The following is a 16,008-nucleotide window of genomic DNA, read 5'->3' on the forward strand; positions in this document are numbered from 1 at the left end:
CCATTGTTGTAACCCGTGTATCTTCCAGTACAGGAAAAAACCACGGTAAAAAATGCCTCCAGCGCAATATCCATAAGCACAAGAAGCTCTTATTTAAATAGCAAACACTCAGTGCCGCCCACCCAGCCAGCGCAGCAACTTCTGCAAACGCGGCGCGTACGGCGGATACACCAGGCCACCACCCGACCAGCGCGACTGCTGGAACACCGCCTTCTCATGGCTGAACCGGCGAAAGCCCCATTCGCCGTGGTAATGCCCCTGGCCCGACGGCCCCACGCCGCCAAACGGCAGACCGTCTTGCGCCAGGTGCACCAGGGTGTCGTTGGTGCTCACCCCGCCCGACTGGGTCTGGGCCAGCACCTGGTCGCGGTGGGCGGTGGTGCGGCCAAACCAGTACAGCGCCAGCGGCTTGTCGCGGGCGTTGACAAAGGCAATCGCCTCGTCCAGCGTGTCGTACGGCACGATGGGCAGCACCGGGCCGAAGATTTCTTCTTGCAGCACGCGCATGCCGCTGTGCACGTCCAGCAGCAGCACGGGCGGCATCTGGCGGGCTCCGTTGGATGGCTCCAGTTCCACCACCGTCGCGCCCTGCGCCCGCGCATCGGCCACCAGGGCCTGCAGGCGGGCCAGGTGCCGGTCGCTGGCGATGCTGGTGTAGTCGGGGTTGCCCTGGAAGCGGGGGTACAGCCGCAGCATGCTGGTGTGCAAGGCATCCACGAAGGCACTGACCATGGGGCGCGGCACCAGGGCGTAGTCGGGGGCGATGCAGGTCTGGCCCGCGTTGATCAGCTTGCCCCAGGCCAGCCGGTCCAGCGTTGTGCCCAGGTCGCACGAGATATCCACAATGGCGGGCGACTTGCCGCCCAGCTCCAGCGTTACCGGGGTCAGGTTGTGGGCGGCGGCCTGCGCCACCAGGCGGCCCACGGCGGTGGAGCCGGTGAACACCAGGTGGTCGAACGGCTGGGCGCAAAACGCCTGGCCCAGACTGGCGTCGCCGGTGAGCACCGCCACTTCCTCGGGCGCAAAGAATTCGGCCACCGCCAGGCGCAGCCCCTCAGCAAAGCGCGGGGTGAGTTCCGACGGCTTGAGCAGCGCCCGGTTGCCCGCCGCCAGCACATCCACCAGCGGCGACAAGGCCAGCAGCAACGGGTAGTTCCAGGGGCTGACGATGCCCACCACGCCCAGCGGCTGGCGCAGCAGCAGGCTGCGGCCGGGCCAAAACAGCCACCCGGTGGCCGCGCGCCGGGGCCGCATCCACGCCCGCAGGTGCCCGAGCGCGTGGCGGATAGCGCTGCGCACCGGCACGAGTTCGGTCAGGGTGATCTCGGCGGCCGCGCGGGTGCCGAAGTCCTGGCTGATCTGGGCGGCAAAGCTGTCAACGTGTTTGTCCAGCAACGCGCCCAGGCGCTGCAGGCGGTCTCGGCGGGTGGCCTCGCGGGGCGCGGGGTCGGCGGCATGGGCCTGGCGTTGCAGGGCGAGCAGGCGCGAAAGCTCGGATTCAGGGGTGTGCATAGCCCCCATGGTGCCAGTACCACCCGGCTGCGGGGAAAATACGCTGCCACAGATGTGACACACTTCGAGCCCCCGCCTGAGATGACGAGTTTCCACACACCATGACGACCCCGTTTTTTGACTTTTCCCCCGCCAGCATGGCCACCCTGGCCGCGGCCGATGTCACCCGTGCCCTGGCCGAAGACGTCGGCCCCGGCGACCTGACCGCCGCGCTGATCGACCCCGCCCGCCACACCCGCGCCCGCATCCTGGCGCGCGAAGCTGCCGTGGTCTGCGGCGCGCCCTGGGTCGAGGCGACCCTGCGCCAGGTTGCGCCCACCGCCACCTGGACCTGGCTCGTCAAAGAGGGCGAAACCTGCGCCGCCGACCAGGTGGTGCTGGCGCTGGAAGGCCCGGCCCAAGCCCTGCTGACCGCCGAGCGCACCGCGCTGAACTTTCTGCAGCTGCTCAGCGCCGTGGCCAGCCGCACGGCGCTGCATGTGCAGGCGGTGGCTGGCACCGGCACCCACATCGTGGACACCCGCAAAACCCTGCCCGGCCTGCGCCTGGCGCAGAAGTACGCGGTGCGCATCGGCGGTGGCACCAACCACCGCATCGGTCTGTATGACGCGGTGCTGATCAAAGAGAACCACATCGCCGCCGCCGGAGGCGTGACTGCCGTGCTGCAACGCGCCCAGGCCCTGGCCCCGCAGGCCCGTTTCATCGAGATCGAGGTGGAAACCCTGGCCCAGCTCGACGAGGCCCTGGACGCCGGTGCCCGCATGGTGCTGCTGGACAACATGGACCTGCCCACGCTGCAGGAGGCCGTGCGCCGCAACGCGGCCCGGGGCGACAAAAAGGCCGTGCTGGAAATTTCCGGCGGCGTCACCCTGCAAGGCCTGCGCACCCTGGCAGAAACCGGTGTCGACCGCATCTCCATCGGAGGCCTGACCAAAGACGTGAAGGCCACCGACTATTCCATGCGCTTCCAGGACCTGTGAGGAGAATCCCATGACCACCACTGTGATGATGGACGTTGAATACGAACAGCCCGTTCCCGATGCGACCCAAGGCGGCGCCTGCACCCCGCGCCACGCCTGGGCCCGCGTGCCGGTAGAGCCCAGCCCCAGCGAACGGCTGGCGCTGAAAGACCGCATCCGCCGCCTGCTCAAGGAGCGCAACGCGGTAATGGTGTCGCACTACTACGTGCACCCCGACCTGCAGGACCTGGCCGAAGAAACCGGCGGCCTGGTCAGCGATTCGCTGGAGATGGCCCGCTTTGGCCGCGACCATGCGGCGCAGACCCTGGTGGTCTCGGGCGTGCGCTTCATGGGCGAAACCGCGAAGATTTTGTCGCCCGAAAAGCGCATCCTGATGCCGGACCTGGATGCCACCTGCTCGCTCGACCTGGGCTGCCCCAGCGCCGAGTTCAACGCCTTTTGCGATGCCCACCCGGACCGCACCGTGGTGGTCTACGCCAACACCAGCGCCGAGGTGAAGGCCCGCGCCGACTGGCTGGTCACCTCCGGCTGCGCGCTGGACGTGGTGCGCGCCCTGAAAGACCAGGGCCACAAAATCCTGTGGGCCCCCGACAAGCACCTGGGTGCCTACATCCAGAAGGAAACGCAGGCCGACATGGTGTTCTGGAACGGCGCCTGCATCGTGCACGACGAGTTCAAGGCCTTCGAGCTCCAGGCGCTGAAGGCCGAGCACCCCAAAGCCAAGGTGCTGGTGCACCCCGAGTCGCCCGCCGACGTGATCGCCCTGGCCGATGCCGTGGGCTCCACCTCGGCCATCCTGGCGGCTGCGCGCAACATGGATGCCACCACCTTCATCGTCGCCACCGACAACGGCATGCTACACAAGCTGCGCACGCAGAACCCCGGCAAGCTGTTCATCGAAGCGCCCACTGCGGGCAACAGCGCCACCTGCAAGAGCTGCGCGCACTGCCCCTGGATGGCCATGAACGGCCTGGCCGGACTGGCCCAGGTGCTGGAACTGGGCACCAACGAGGTCCACATCGACCCCGCCCTGGGCCTGCGCGCCCGCCTGCCCATCGACCGCATGCTGGCCTTCACGGCGGCCCTGAAAAGCGGCCAACCCACCACCGGGCTGGTGCCCCACATCGGCGCGGCCTGATGGGAAACACCACCGCGCTGATCGACTTTGCCGACCCGCACGGTGGGGAGCGGGTGCGCCATGCGTTTGGCACGCCGCTGCAGACGCTGGTGGCGCACACGCTGGCGCAAGTAAAGCCGCTGCTGGATGCCGTGCAGGCCGCATCGGCACGGGGCCAGTGGTGCGTGGGCTATGTGCGCTATGAGGCTGCGCCCGCATTCGATGCCGCTTTGCAGGTCCATGCTGCCGACGGCCCTCTCGCCTGGTTCGCGGTGTTTGGCGCGCCCTTGCCCTGGCCGGAGCCCCCCACCGCCAGCGCGCAGATCGATTGGCACAGCTTCATCCCCAGGCCCGAGTTTGAGGCGGCGATGGACGCGCTGCACCAGGCCATCCGTGCGGGCGAGCTGTACCAGGTCAACCTCACGGCGCAGATGGCGGGCACCTTCACCGGCGACCCGCAGGCCCTGTTCGCCGCGCTGCAGCGCGCCCAGCCAGGGGGCTACGCGGCGCTGCTGGACACGGGTGATGCGCAAATATTGTCTGTCTCGCCCGAGCTGTTTTTTGATTGGCGGGATGGCCGCATCCTGGCCCGCCCCATGAAAGGCACGGCCCGCCGCGGTGCGGATGCGCAAGAAGATGCGGCCCTGGCCGAGTCGCTGCGCACGTCGCCCAAGGAGCGGGCCGAGAACGTGATGGTGGTCGATCTGCTGCGCAACGACATCTCACGCATCGCCGAACCCTTCAGCGTGCAGGTGCCGCGCCTGTTCCACACCGAGGCGCTGCCCACCGTGTGGCAGATGACCTCTGACGTCACCGCGCGCACCCGCCCCGGCTGCACGCTGGCCGAGGTGTTTGCGGCGCTGTTCCCCTGCGGCTCGGTCACTGGCGCACCCAAGGTGCAGGCGATGCGCATGGTCAAGGCGCTGGAGCCCACCGCGCGCGGTGTGTACTGCGGGGCCATCGGCGTGGTGCAGCCCGGTGGGGCCACTACCTTCAACGTACCCATCCGCACCGTCACCTTGCACGGTGCACAGGCCCGCTGCGGCATCGGTAGCGGCATCACCTCCGATGCCCAGGCCGAAGGCGAATGGCAGGAATGGGCCGCCAAGCAGGCCTTTGTGCAGCGCGCCAGCGCCCCGTTTGCGTTGCTGGAAACCCTGGCCCTGGTGGACGGCCAGTTGCGCGACAGCGAAGCGCACCTGGCCCGCATGCAGGCCGCAGCCGCACATTTCGGCACGCCGTGGAATGCGGACCAGGTACACCAGGCACTGCAAGCCATCGCCCGCCCCCAGGGCGCATGGCGCGTGCGCTTGCTGCTGGACGCCCAGGGCCGGGCCACCGCCGAGGCCTACCCGCTGGAAGCCAGCCCGGCGCGGGTGCGCCTGCAACTGGCCGACCGCCCGCTGGCCGAGGCGCACAGCGAATTCGTCCGCTTCAAAACCACCCGCCGCGCCCACTACGATGCGTTCTCCCCCACCCAGCCCGGCGTGTTCGACACCCTGCTGTGGAACGCGGCCGGTGAAATCACCGAATGCACGCGCGGCAACATCGCCCTGCAGCTGGACGGCCGCTGGGTCACCCCGCCGCTGGCCTGCGGGCTGCTGGGCGGCATTGGACGTGCCAACGCCCTGCAAGCAGGGCGTGTGGTGGAAGCAGTGGTGCGGGTGGCCGACTTGCCGCGGGTGCAGGCCCTGGCTTTCGTCAACAGCCTGCGCGGCTGGCTGGCGGCAGAGCTGAACTAAAACTATCGTTTTGATAGCTGCCTACGCTTATGGCATAAGCACAGGCAGCGTATTTCTTATAAATTATCCGGCACCAGCACGGTGGCTTCTGCCGTGGCCGCCAGCTCCGGGTAGTCGCGGCTGAAGTGCAGGCCCCGGCTTTCCTGGCGGGCGCGGGCGCTGCGCACGATCAGGTCGGCCACCTGGACCAGGTTGCGCAGCTCCAGCAGGTCGCGGGTGACGTGGTGGCGGGCATAGAACTCGTCGATTTCGCTTTGCAGCAGGGCAATGCGGTGGGCGGCGCGGTCCAGCCGTTTGTTGGTGCGTACGATGCCCACGTAGTCCCACATGAAGCGGCGCAGCTCGTCCCAGTTGTGCGAGATGACCACCAGCTCGTCGCTGTCGATCACCTGGCTGTCGTCCCAGGCGGGGAGCTGGGGCGCCGGGGCGCCGTCCACCGTGCCCATGGCCTTGGCGGCGGCGCGGGCAAACACCATGCATTCCAGCAGCGAGTTGCTGGCCAGCCGGTTGGCGCCGTGCAGGCCAGTGCAGGCGGCTTCGCCCAGGGCGTACAGGCCGGGCACGTCGGTGCGGCCCTCCAGGTCGGTCAGCACGCCGCCGCAGGTGTAGTGGGCCGCGGGCACCACGGGGATGGGCTGGCGGGCGATGTCGATGCCCAGCTCGAGGCAGCGGGCGTAGATGTTGGGGAAGTGCTCCAGCAAAAAGGCTTTGGGCTGGTGCGAGATGTCGAGGTAGACGCAGTCGAAGCCGCCTTTTTTCATCTCGAAGTCGATGGCGCGGGCCACCACATCGCGCGGGGCCAGTTCGGCGCGTTCGTCGTGCTCGGGCATGAAGCGGCTGCCGTCGGGGCGCAGCAGGCGGCCGCCTTCGCCGCGCACGGCCTCGGAGATCAAAAACGACTTGGCGTGCGGGTGGTACAGGCAGGTGGGGTGGAACTGGATGAATTCCATGTTCGCTGCCCGGCAGCCTGCGCGCCAGGCAGCGGCAATGCCGTCGCCGGTGGCGGTGTCGGGGTTGGTGGTGTAGAGGTAGACCTTGCCCGCACCGCCGGTGGCCAGGATGGTGTTGGGGGCGCTGAAGGTGAGCACCTGGTCGGTATCCGCATCCAGTGCATACAGGCCCACGCAGCCCCGCTGGGGCAGGCCAATCTTGCTGCCGATGATCAGGTCGACCAGGGTGTGGTTTTCAAACAGCGTGATCTGCGGGTGGCTGCGCACCTGGGCCATCATGGTGGCCTGCACGGCAGCCCCGGTGGCGTCGGTGGCGTGGACGATGCGGCGGTGGCTGTGGCCGCCTTCGCGGGTCAGGTGCAGCGCGCCGTCTTCCTGCGAGAACGGCACGCCCAGGGACTGCAGCCAGGCGATGCATTCGGGCGCGTGCTCGACCACGAAGCGGGTGGCCTCCACATCGCACAGGCCACCGCCCGCGACCAGGGTGTCGTCCACATGCGAGGCGAAGCTGTCGCCTTCACCCAGCACGGCGGCAATGCCGCCCTGGGCCCATGCGCTGGCACCGTCGGCCATGCCGCGTTTGGTGAGCACGGCGACGCGGTGGGTGGGGGCCAGCAGCAGTGCGGCGCTGAGGCCTGCCAGGCCACTGCCCACGATCAACACATCGAAATTCAGGCTATGGGAGCCGGCATGCAAGGGGGCACGGGGAGCAGCGGAAGCGGACAATTTAGATCTCGATTTTGGAACCCAGCTCTACTACCGCGTTGTTGGGTAGTCGCAAAAAGTCGGCTGCGGCGCTGGCATTGTGGTGCATTTGCGCAAACAGCTTTTCGCGCCAGGGGGCCATGCCACCACCCAGAGTGGGGATGACGGTGTCGCGTGACAGGAAATAGCTGGTGGTCATGACCTCCAGCTCGCAGCCCCGGCCGCGTATGTGCTGCAGCGCCTTGGGGATGTCCGGGGTGTTCTTGAAGCCGTAGTGGATGATGACCTGCCAGCATTTGTGGCCCAGGGCTTCGACTTCGATGCGCTTACCCATGCCGATCCAGGGGATGGGATGGTTGTGGACGGTGACAAACAGGTTGTGCTCGTGCAGCACTTTGTTGTGCTTGAGGTTGTGCAGCAGGGCGTTGGGCACGGTGGCGGCTTCGGCGGTCAAGAACACGGCTGTGCCTTCCACGCGCACCGGTGGGCTGATGAAGACCGAGTCCAGAAACTCCTTCAGGTCCATGGCGCTTTCACGCTGCTTGTCGGCCAGCAGGCGGCGGCCATCCTTCCAGGTGGACATCACCACATACAAAATCAGCGCCATCGCCAGGGGGAACCAGCCGCCCTGCAGGATCTTGAGCGAGTTGGAGGCCAAAAACACGGTGTCGACCAGCAAAAAGAACCCCGTGGCCGCAATGCACAGCGGCAGCGAGTAGCCCCAGCCGTAGCGCACCACGTAGAAGGTCAGCACCGTGGTGATGACCATCAACAGGCTGACGGAGATACCGTAAGCGGCGGCCAGTGCGTCCGACGAGCCGAACATCAGCACGGCCGCGATCACCCCGGCCAGTAGCAGCCAGTTGACGGCGGGCACGTAGATCTGCCCGGTGTCGCGCACGGAGGTGTGCAGGATGGTCAGCCGCGGCAGGTAGCCCATCTGGATGGTTTGCTTGGTGGCCGAGAAGGCACCCGAAATCAGCGCCTGCGATGCGATCACGGTGGCGGCGGTGGCCAGCACCACGGTGGGAATCAGCGCCCAGTCGGGAAACATCAAGAAGAACGGGTTTTCCACCGCCGTCGGGTCCAGCAGCACCAGGGCACCCTGGCCAAAATAGTTCAGCACCAGCGCGGGCATGACCACGGCAAACCAGGCCAGGCGGATGGGATTTTTGCCAAAGTGGCCCATGTCGGCATACAGCGCCTCGGCCCCGGTCAGGCACAGGAACACCGCGCCCAGGGTGATGAAGGCAATGTGCAGGTTGGCAAAGGCGAATTGCAGGGCGTACACCGGCGACAGCGCCCACAGCACCACCGGGTTGCGCACGATCTGGTGGATGCCCGCAATGGCCAGCACTGCAAACCACAGCAGGGTGATGGGGCCAAAGAACTTGCCGATATCGCCCGTGCCGCGGCGCTGCACCATGAACAGCAGCACCAGCACCACCAGCGCGATGGGTTTCACATACGGCGCCGCACCGGGGGTGATGATTTCCATACCTTCCACCGCCGACAGCACCGAGATGGCGGGGGTGATGACCCCATCGCCAAAAAACAGCGCCAGGCCAAAGATACCGAGCATCAGCAGGCCGCGACGCAGGCGGGGGCTGTCCTTGACCGATTCGGCCGCCAGCGCCAGCAAAGCCATCAGGCCGCCCTCGCCCTCGTTGTCGGCACGCATGATGAGCACCACGTATTTGAGCGACACCACCACCATCAGCGCCCAGAAGAAGAGCGACAACACGCCGATGACATTGGCCTCCGTGGCCAGGACGTGGCCGTGGGCGAAGACTTCTTTGAAGGCGTAAAGGGCAGAGGTGCCAATATCGCCGTACACCACACCTAGCGCACCCAGGGTGAGCGCGGGCAGCGAAGATTTTGAACTTTGCACAAACGAGGCCCCGTCTGAATGACCCCAGAGGGGTCGGCGGGGTTCCATGAACTTTGGGAAGCGTATTTTGCGCTCCATAACCCCGCGTGCAAGCGGAGTGGAGTGCCTAGAACCGATTTATGTTGCGGTGCAGCAACTTATTCAATTTGTGTTAGTTAATCATAGATTTCGGCGTCGGGATCGGTCGCTTCCAGCTCATAACTGGCCGCCGCCATGGCCAGCCGCCCCACCACGCCGTACATGTAGAAACGGTTTGGCGCACTGGCTCCGGGGCGCACCCCCACCTGCGGCAGGTGCGCGTTTTCGGCAAAAGCCAGCGGCACGTAGCTGGAGCCTGGGGCGTTAAGGCTCTCGTCCACCCCGCGCTCGGCGTGGATGCGGTAGAAGCCGCCCACCACGTAGCGGTCCATCATGTAGACCACCGGCTCGGCCACGGCGTCGTTGATGCGCTCGTTGGTCAGCACGCCTTCCTGGATGATGGCGTCGACCACCTGGGGGGCACCCTTGCCCGTGGTGGTTTTGGCCCGGTGGTGCAGCACCGCCAGGTCTTTCACGTCGCGCACCGTCATGATGCCCATGCCGGGTGCGCCGCTGTCGGACTTGACGATCACAAACGGCTTTTCGTTGATGCCGTATTCCTTGTACTTGCGGCGGATCTTGCCCAGCAGCGCGTCCACATTGGTGGTCAGGCATTCCAGGCCCTGGCCCTGGGCCATGTCCACCGCGCCGCACTGGTTGAACATCGGGTTGATCAGCCAGGGGTCGATGCCCAGCAGCTTGCCCAGGCGCTTGGCCAGCTCTTCGTAGCTGCGGAAATGCTTGCTTTTGCGGCGCACCGAGCCGCCCGCGTGCAGCGGCGGCAACAGGTACTGCTCGTGCAGCTCTTCCAGAATGCCGGGCGGGCCCGCCATCAGGCTGTTGTTGAGCAAGATGGTGCAGGGGTCGAAATCTTTCAGCCCCAGGCGGCGCTTGGTGCGGATCACCGGCTCCAGCGTCACCTGTTCGCCGTTGGGCAGGTTGATGACCGTGGTTTCCTTGATGTCGGGGTTGATCGAGCCGACCCGCACGTTCAGCCCGGCCATGTGGAAGATGCGCTGCAACTGCGCCACATTGGACAGGTAAAAGGTGCTGCGGGTGTCGTTCTCGGGGATCAGCAGCAGGTTTTTGGCCTCGGGGCAGATCTTCTCGATGGCAGCCATGGCCGACTGCACGGCCAGCGGCAGCATTTGCGGGGTCAGGTTGTTCCAGCCGTGGGGGGCCAGGCTGGTGTCCACCGGGGCCAGCTTGAAACCGGCGTTGCGGATGTCCACTGCACTGTAGAACGGCGGCGTGTGCTCCATCCACTCCAGCCGGAACCAGCGTTCGATGGCGGGCATGGAGTCGAGGATGCGCTGTTCCAGTTCGTTGATGGGGCCAGTGAGCGCAGTAATGAGATGGGGAACCATGGAGGCCCTCTAGAAACGTAATGAGTTACGGGATGTAAGGGCAATCAGCCCAAACTCAAGAGCGACCGGATCAAATACGCACTTCGCCCTGGCCCAGCACCACGTATTTCAGCGATGTCAGCCCGGCAAGACCCACCGGGCCCCGGGCGTGGAACTTGTCGGTGCTGATGCCGATTTCTGCGCCCAGGCCGTACTCGAAGCCATCGGCAAACCGGGTGCTGGTGTTGACCATCACGCTGGCCGAGTCCACGTCGCGCAGAAACGCTTGCGCGTGCATGTGGTCGCGGGTGAGGATGGCATCAGTATGGTGGCTGCTGTATTTGTTGATGTGGGCAATCGCCTCGTCCACCCCCTCCACCACCTTGATGCTGATGATCGGGGCCAGGTACTCCTCGTACCAGTCGTGCTCGGTGGCGGGCACAATTTTCGCTACATCTTTAATAGCTTCTTGCGCCGACAGAATATGGGCCGCAGCCGGATCGCACCGCATTTCCACGCCCTTGGCGGCGTAGATGGCGCCGATCAACGGCAAAAACTCTGCCGCCACCGCGCGGGCCACCAACAGGCCCTCGGTGGCGTTGCAGGGGCTGTATTTGCTGGTCTTGGCGTTGTCGGCCACCTGCACGGCCATGGCGATGTCGCAGGGGTCGTCCACGTAGACGTGGCAGTTGCCGTCCAGGTGCTTGATCACCGGCACCTTGGCATCGCGGCTGATGCGCTCGATCAGGCCCTTGCCGCCGCGCGGAATGATCACATCCACATACTGCGGCATGGCGATGAGCTGGCCCACCACCTCACGGTCGGTGGTTTGCACCAGTTGCACCGCATCGGCAGGCAGGCCGCTCTCGGTCAGGGCCTGTTGCACCAGCAGTGCCAGCGCCTTGTTGGAGTCGATCGCCTCGGAGCCGCCGCGCAGGATGCAGGCATTGCCGCTCTTGATCGACAGGCTGGCGGCCTCGATGGTCACGTTGGGGCGGCTCTCGAAAATCATGCCGAACACGCCAATCGGCACGCGCATCTGGCCCACACGGATGCCGCTGGGCTGCTGCTGCAGGCCGATGATCTCGCCAATGCTGTCGGCCATGGCGGCCAGCTGCTCGCAGCCCTGGGCGCAGGTTTCCAGCGTTTGCGGGCTGAGCTTGAGGCGGTCCACCAGGGGCGCGGCCAGCCCGGCGGCGCGGGCGCGGTCCAGGTCTTTGGCGTTCTCGGTTTGCAGCGCAGCCGTGTTCTCGCGCAGCAAACGGGCCAGGCTGCGCAGCGCTCTATTTTTTGTAGCTGCTGTCGCCCGTGCCATCAGCGCAGAGGCCGCTTTTGCTTGCAAACCTAAAGCGTGGGTGTATTCGGCGATGTTCGAGGCGTTCATAAGCGGTATTTTGTCACGGCCTACGCGCCCGCCGGGCATCAAGAATGTTCTACCGCCCCGCCGGCACCGCACAGGCCGCGCACAGCATGCCCGCCAGCCGGTGCAGGGCCTGCCAGGGGTCGGCGGGCCAGTCGGGCTGCTTCAAACCCTTGACGATGCCGTCGACCAAGTGGGCCGACTGCAGCAGCTGGGCGATCAGCGGGCTGGGCATGCGCGGCAGCACGCGTTCGAACAGGCGCTCCTTGGCCCCCCAAACGCGGTTTTCGCGCAGGGCCATGGGCAGCGGTTTACCCGCATCCATGGCGGTTTTGACGCGTTGCAGGGCGCGAATGTCTTCGGCCAGGGCCCAGTGCACCAGCACCTCGGCCTCGCCCTCGGCCTGCAGGCCGTCGAGCATGCGCTGCACCCGCAGGCGCTGGCCGCCCAGCACCGCCTCAGACAGCTTGAACACGTCGTAGCGGGCCACGTTCAGCACGGCGGATTCCACCTGCGCCCATGCCAGCTCACCCGCCGGGTACAGCAGAGCCAGCTTTTGGATTTCTTGGTGCGCGGCCAGCAGGTTGCCTTCGACCAGGTCGGCAAAAAACTGCAGGGTTTGCTGGCCCTCCACCCCGGCCTGCACCCGCTGGCCCTGGGCTTGCAGGCGCTGGGCGATCCACTGCGGCAGCGCGCCGCGCTCCACCGGCTCGACCTGGATGGTCACGCCAAACCTCTCCAGCGCCACAAACCAGGCGGCGGATTTAGCCACTTTGTCGAGCCGGGGCAGGACCACCAGGGTCAGGGTGTCGGTATTGCCCTCGGCCTGCTGGGCCAGGTGCTGCAAGGCGGTGCTGCCATCTTTGCCGGGCTTGCCGGACGGCACGCGCACTTCCAGGATTTGCTTGTCGGCAAACAGGCTGAGCGAGCCGCCCGCCGCCAGCACCTCGCTCCAGTCGAAATGCGCCCCCGCCACCACGTGCACCGTGCGCTCGGTAAAGCCTTGGGCGCGGGCCGTGGCGCGGATGGCATCCAGCGCCTCCTGCACCAGCAGCGGCTCGTCGCCATGCAGGGTGTAGAGCGAGCGCAGGCCTTTGGAGAGCTGCGCGGCGAGCTGGCCGGGGGCGAGTTGCATTTACAGTTCTTGTACCGACGCGATGCGCCGCATGATCTGCTGCACGATGTCAGTCTGCATGTTGCGGTACAGCAGCTGTTCTTCGGCCTCTTTGGACAGGGCCTGGGTCTCGGTGTAGCTGATGTCGCGCTGCTGCAATAGCTCCACATCGGGAATCAACTCTTTGCCCTGCGGCGTGCGCAGGCGGAACTTGACGCGCACGCGCAGCTGGAATTCACGCACCTGGCCCGCCGAGGTGAGCGAGGCCACGCTTTTCTCGCGCTGGTCGGACAGAATTTCCAGCACCACTTCGACGCTGTCCAGGCGTTTGGGCTCGGTCACCACCTCCAGCTTGCCGCCGGCCGCCAGGTTGCGCTTGAGCTCGTTGCCCAGCGCCGAAGCTTCGGCCACACGCACGAAGATGGTGGTAAACGGGTAGTTGGGGGCCTGGCGCAGGGCAAAACCGCAGGCGCTCAGGCCCACCGCGGAGATGGCGGGTACGGAGAGGAGGAGCGTACGGCGCAGCATCACAGCACCAGGTTCACCAGGCGCCCGGGCACCACGATGATCTTCTTGGGCAGGGCCCCGTCCGCCACCTTGGTGAAGGCTTCGCAGGCCAGTGCTGCGGCTTCGATCTCGGCCTTGCTGGCGGTGGCAGGTACGTGGATGGAGCCGCGCAATTTGCCGTTGACCTGCAGCATCAGCTCGATTTCGTCCTGCACCAGGGCCAGCGGGTCCACCACCGGCCAGGGCGCATCCAGCAGGTCGCCAAAGCGGTCGGCGTAGCCCAGCTCGGTCCACAGCGCGTGGGTGATGTGCGGCGTGGCCGGGTACAGGCAGCGCAGCAGGATGCCGAAGCTCTCGATCAGCGCCACCTGGGCGCCCGCGGTGTCCAGCGCCTTGAAGTCTTCCAGCGCATTCAGCAGCTTCATGCCGCCGGAGACCACGGTGTTGTACTGCATGCGCTGGTAGTCGTAGTCCACCTGCTTGAGCACGGTGTGGACCTCAAAACGCAAGGCCTTGGCCTCTTTGCCAAATTCAACATCTTTTAGGCTGCTGGCGCTGATGGCACTAGCGTGGGCAGCTGCAAAATCTGTAGCAGCCAGCTTGACGCCGAAGTTCCATACCCGGCGCAGGAAGCGGTAGCTGCCCTCGACCGACGCGTCGTTCCACTCCAGCGTGGCTTCGGGCGGCGCGGTGAACATGGTGTACAGGCGGGCGGTGTCGGCACCGTATTTTTCGATCAGATCCTGCGGATCGACACCGTTGCTCTTGCTCTTGCTCATGGTGGTGAGCTCGTAGTGCAGCACCGTGCCGTCAGCCTTGAGCGTGCCGCCCACGATCTGGTCGCGCTCGTTGCGGGCCACGTCGACTTCGCTTTCCCAGTGGTATTGCACGCCGCCGCCTGCGGGCTTGTGCGAGAACGCGCCGTTGAGCACCATGCCCTGGGTCAGCAGCTTGCTGAAGGGCTCGTCACATTGGACCAGGTCCAGGTCGCGCATCACCTTGGTCCAGAAGCGGGCGTACAGCAGGTGCAGGATGGCGTGCTCGATGCCGCCGATGTACTGGTCCATGGGCATCCAGTAGTCGGCGCCCTCGCCCACCATGCCGTCTGTCTTGTGCGGGTCGCAGTAGCGCATGAAGTACCAGCTGGAATCGACAAAGGTGTCCATGGTGTCGGTTTCGCGCCGGGCGGGCTTGCCGCAGACCGGGCACACCACCCCGGCGTGGAAGCCTTCGTGCTTGTGCAGCGGGTTGCCCGAGCCGTCGGGGATGCAGTCTTGCGGCAGCACCACGGGCAAATCCTTCTCGGGCACCGGCACCGCGCCGTGTTCTTCGCAGTGGATGATGGGAATCGGTGTGCCCCAGTAGCGCTGGCGGCTCACACCCCAGTCGCGCAGGCGCCAGGTGGTCTTTTTCTCGCCCAGGCCCTTGATTTGCAGTGCGTGGGCCACGGCGTTTACCGCGTCCTGGAAGCCCAGGCCGCTGAAGCTGTCGGAGTTGATGGTCACACCGCGCTGCTTGTCACCGTACCAGTCGTTCCAGTGGTGGTAGTCGTAGTGCAGGTGGTCTACATGCACCACCTGGACGATGGGCAGGTCGTATTTCAGGGCGAAAGCGAAGTCGCGTTCGTCGTGGGCCGGTACGCCCATCACTGCGCCGTCGCCGTAGCCCATCAGCACGTAGTTGCCGACCCACACGTCGATCAGGTGGCCGTTCAGCGGGTGGATGACCTGCAGGCCGGTGGGCATGCCTTCTTTTTCGCGCACCGCCAGCTCGGCCTCGGTGGTGCCACCCTGCTTGCAGGCTTCGATGAAGGCGGCCAGCTTGGGGTTGGTCTGGGCGGCGTGCGTGGCCAGCGGGTGCTCGGGGGCCACGGCGCAGAAGGTCACGCCCATGATGGTGTCGGCACGGGTGGTGAAGACGTACATCTTGCCGCCGTCGATCAGGTGGCCGGTACGGTCCTTGATGGTGTGCGGAAAGGCAAAGCGCACGCCCTCGCTCTTGCCGATCCAGTTTTCCTGCATCAGCTTGACGCGCTCGGGCCAGCCGGGCAAGGCGTCCTTGACCTGGCCCAGCAGCTCTTCGGCGTAGTCGGTGATCTTCAGGTAGTAGCCGGGGATCTCACGTTTCTCGACCACCGCACCGGTGCGCCAGCCCTTGCCGTCGATCACCTGCTCGTTGGCCAGCACGGTCATGTCCACCGGGTCCCAGTTGACCACCTGGGTCTTGCGGTAGGCAATCCCCTTGTCCAGCATTTTCAGAAACAGCCACTGGTTCCACTTGTAGTACTCGGGCGTGCAGGTGGCGACCTCGCGGCTCCAGTCGATGGCCAGGCCCATGGCCTGCATCTGCTGCTTCATGTAGGCGATGTTGTCAAAGGTCCATTGCGCGGGCGGCACGCCGTTTTTTAAAGCGGCGTTTTCGGCGGGCAGGCCAAACGCGTCCCAGCCCATGGGCATGAGCACGTTGTAGCCCTGCATGCGCAGCTGGCGCGCCAGCATGTCGTTGATGGTGTAGTTGCGCACGTGGCCCATGTGCAGCTTGCCACTGGGGTAGGGCAGCATGGAGCAAGCGTAGAACTTCTTCTTCGACCGGTCTTCGGTGACGCGGTAGGCATCGGCGGCGGTCCAATGGGTTTGGGCGGCGGCTTCGATTTCGAGATGGTTGTATTTTTCGAGCATGGCGGACGGGGAAAGCAAAGAGACAGGG

General features: G+C 65.9%; 11 protein-coding genes. 3 read left to right on the forward strand and 8 right to left on the reverse strand.

The features are described from left to right. Window positions 1–108 precede the first annotated feature (108 nt). The gene (locus AB3G31_RS20230; protein WP_367847840.1) at window positions 109–1,512 is read right to left on the reverse strand and encodes a coniferyl aldehyde dehydrogenase; all 1,404 of its coding nucleotides are present in this window, start codon (window positions 1,510–1,512) and stop codon (window positions 109–111) included. Between the two features lie 101 nt (window positions 1,513–1,613). Between AB3G31_RS20230 and nadC the strand changes: the two genes are divergently transcribed. Genes nadC through pabB form a run of 3 tightly spaced genes read left to right on the forward strand, consistent with a single transcriptional unit; the run spans window position 1,614 to window position 5,351 of the window. After that, a complete protein-coding gene (gene nadC / locus AB3G31_RS20235; RefSeq protein ID WP_367847841.1) occupies window positions 1,614–2,492 on the forward strand; it encodes a carboxylating nicotinate-nucleotide diphosphorylase in 879 nt (292 codons plus the stop codon). Between the two features lie 10 nt (window positions 2,493–2,502). Next, window positions 2,503–3,630, forward strand: a complete 1,128-nt coding sequence (nadA, locus tag AB3G31_RS20240; RefSeq protein ID WP_367847842.1) for a quinolinate synthase NadA — start codon at window positions 2,503–2,505, stop codon at window positions 3,628–3,630. Then, window positions 3,630–5,351: an aminodeoxychorismate synthase component I gene (pabB, locus tag AB3G31_RS20245; RefSeq protein ID WP_367847843.1), complete on the forward strand. Its 1,722-nt coding sequence runs from the start codon at window positions 3,630–3,632 to the stop codon at window positions 5,349–5,351. The genes nadA and pabB overlap by 1 nt, the downstream gene beginning before the upstream one ends. A gap of 56 nt (window positions 5,352–5,407) precedes the next feature. On the opposite strand, the gene nadB is transcribed toward pabB, so the two are convergent. The 7 genes from nadB to leuS form a co-directional block, all read right to left on the reverse strand. Then, window positions 5,408–6,997: an L-aspartate oxidase gene (nadB, locus tag AB3G31_RS20250; protein WP_367847844.1), complete on the reverse strand. Its 1,590-nt coding sequence runs from the start codon at window positions 6,995–6,997 to the stop codon at window positions 5,408–5,410. Window positions 6,998–7,028: 31 nt separating this feature from the next. After that, window positions 7,029–8,897: a potassium transporter Kup gene (locus tag AB3G31_RS20255; protein ID WP_367847845.1), complete on the reverse strand. Its 1,869-nt coding sequence runs from the start codon at window positions 8,895–8,897 to the stop codon at window positions 7,029–7,031. A 155-nt stretch (window positions 8,898–9,052) separates the two neighbouring features. Then, on the reverse strand, window positions 9,053–10,342 hold the full coding sequence (gene gshA, locus AB3G31_RS20260; RefSeq protein ID WP_367847846.1) for a glutamate--cysteine ligase: 1,290 nt from the start codon (window positions 10,340–10,342) through the stop codon (window positions 9,053–9,055). 70 nt (window positions 10,343–10,412) lie between these two features. Next, window positions 10,413–11,705 (reverse strand): glutamate-5-semialdehyde dehydrogenase, encoded by a 1,293-nt coding sequence (locus AB3G31_RS20265; protein WP_367847847.1) that lies wholly within the window; start codon window positions 11,703–11,705, stop codon window positions 10,413–10,415. A 49-nt stretch (window positions 11,706–11,754) separates the two neighbouring features. Next, on the reverse strand, window positions 11,755–12,816 hold the full coding sequence (gene holA, locus AB3G31_RS20270; RefSeq protein WP_367847848.1) for a DNA polymerase III subunit delta: 1,062 nt from the start codon (window positions 12,814–12,816) through the stop codon (window positions 11,755–11,757). Further along, window positions 12,817–13,323, reverse strand: a complete 507-nt coding sequence (gene lptE / locus AB3G31_RS20275; RefSeq protein WP_367847849.1) for an LPS assembly lipoprotein LptE — start codon at window positions 13,321–13,323, stop codon at window positions 12,817–12,819. Then, complete coding sequence (gene leuS / locus AB3G31_RS20280; RefSeq protein ID WP_367847850.1) at window positions 13,323–15,980, reverse strand: leucine--tRNA ligase; 2,658 nt, start codon at window positions 15,978–15,980, stop codon at window positions 13,323–13,325. Before leuS ends, lptE begins: the two co-directional genes overlap by 1 nt. Window positions 15,981–16,008: the final 28 nt, after the last annotated feature.

Source organism: Rhodoferax sp. WC2427 (assembly GCF_040822085.1).
Taxonomy (GTDB): Bacteria; Pseudomonadota; Gammaproteobacteria; order Burkholderiales; family Burkholderiaceae_C; genus Rhodoferax_B.

Excerpts from the sequence above, each read along its gene's own strand:
- AB3G31_RS20230 (WP_367847840.1), bottom strand. The coding sequence starts at position 1,512 with ATGCACACCCCTGAATCCGAGCTTTCGCGCCTGCTCGCCCTGCAACGC.
- nadC (WP_367847841.1), top strand. The coding sequence starts at position 1,614 with ATGACGACCCCGTTTTTTGACTTTTCCCCCGCCAGCATGGCCACCCTG.
- nadA (WP_367847842.1), top strand. The coding sequence starts at position 2,503 with ATGACCACCACTGTGATGATGGACGTTGAATACGAACAGCCCGTTCCC.
- pabB (WP_367847843.1), top strand. The coding sequence starts at position 3,630 with ATGGGAAACACCACCGCGCTGATCGACTTTGCCGACCCGCACGGTGGG.
- gshA (WP_367847846.1), bottom strand. The coding sequence starts at position 10,342 with ATGGTTCCCCATCTCATTACTGCGCTCACTGGCCCCATCAACGAACTG.
- AB3G31_RS20265 (WP_367847847.1), bottom strand. The coding sequence starts at position 11,705 with ATGAACGCCTCGAACATCGCCGAATACACCCACGCTTTAGGTTTGCAA.
- holA (WP_367847848.1), bottom strand. The coding sequence starts at position 12,816 with ATGCAACTCGCCCCCGGCCAGCTCGCCGCGCAGCTCTCCAAAGGCCTG.
- lptE (WP_367847849.1), bottom strand. The coding sequence starts at position 13,323 with ATGCTGCGCCGTACGCTCCTCCTCTCCGTACCCGCCATCTCCGCGGTG.
- leuS (WP_367847850.1), bottom strand. The coding sequence starts at position 15,980 with ATGCTCGAAAAATACAACCATCTCGAAATCGAAGCCGCCGCCCAAACC.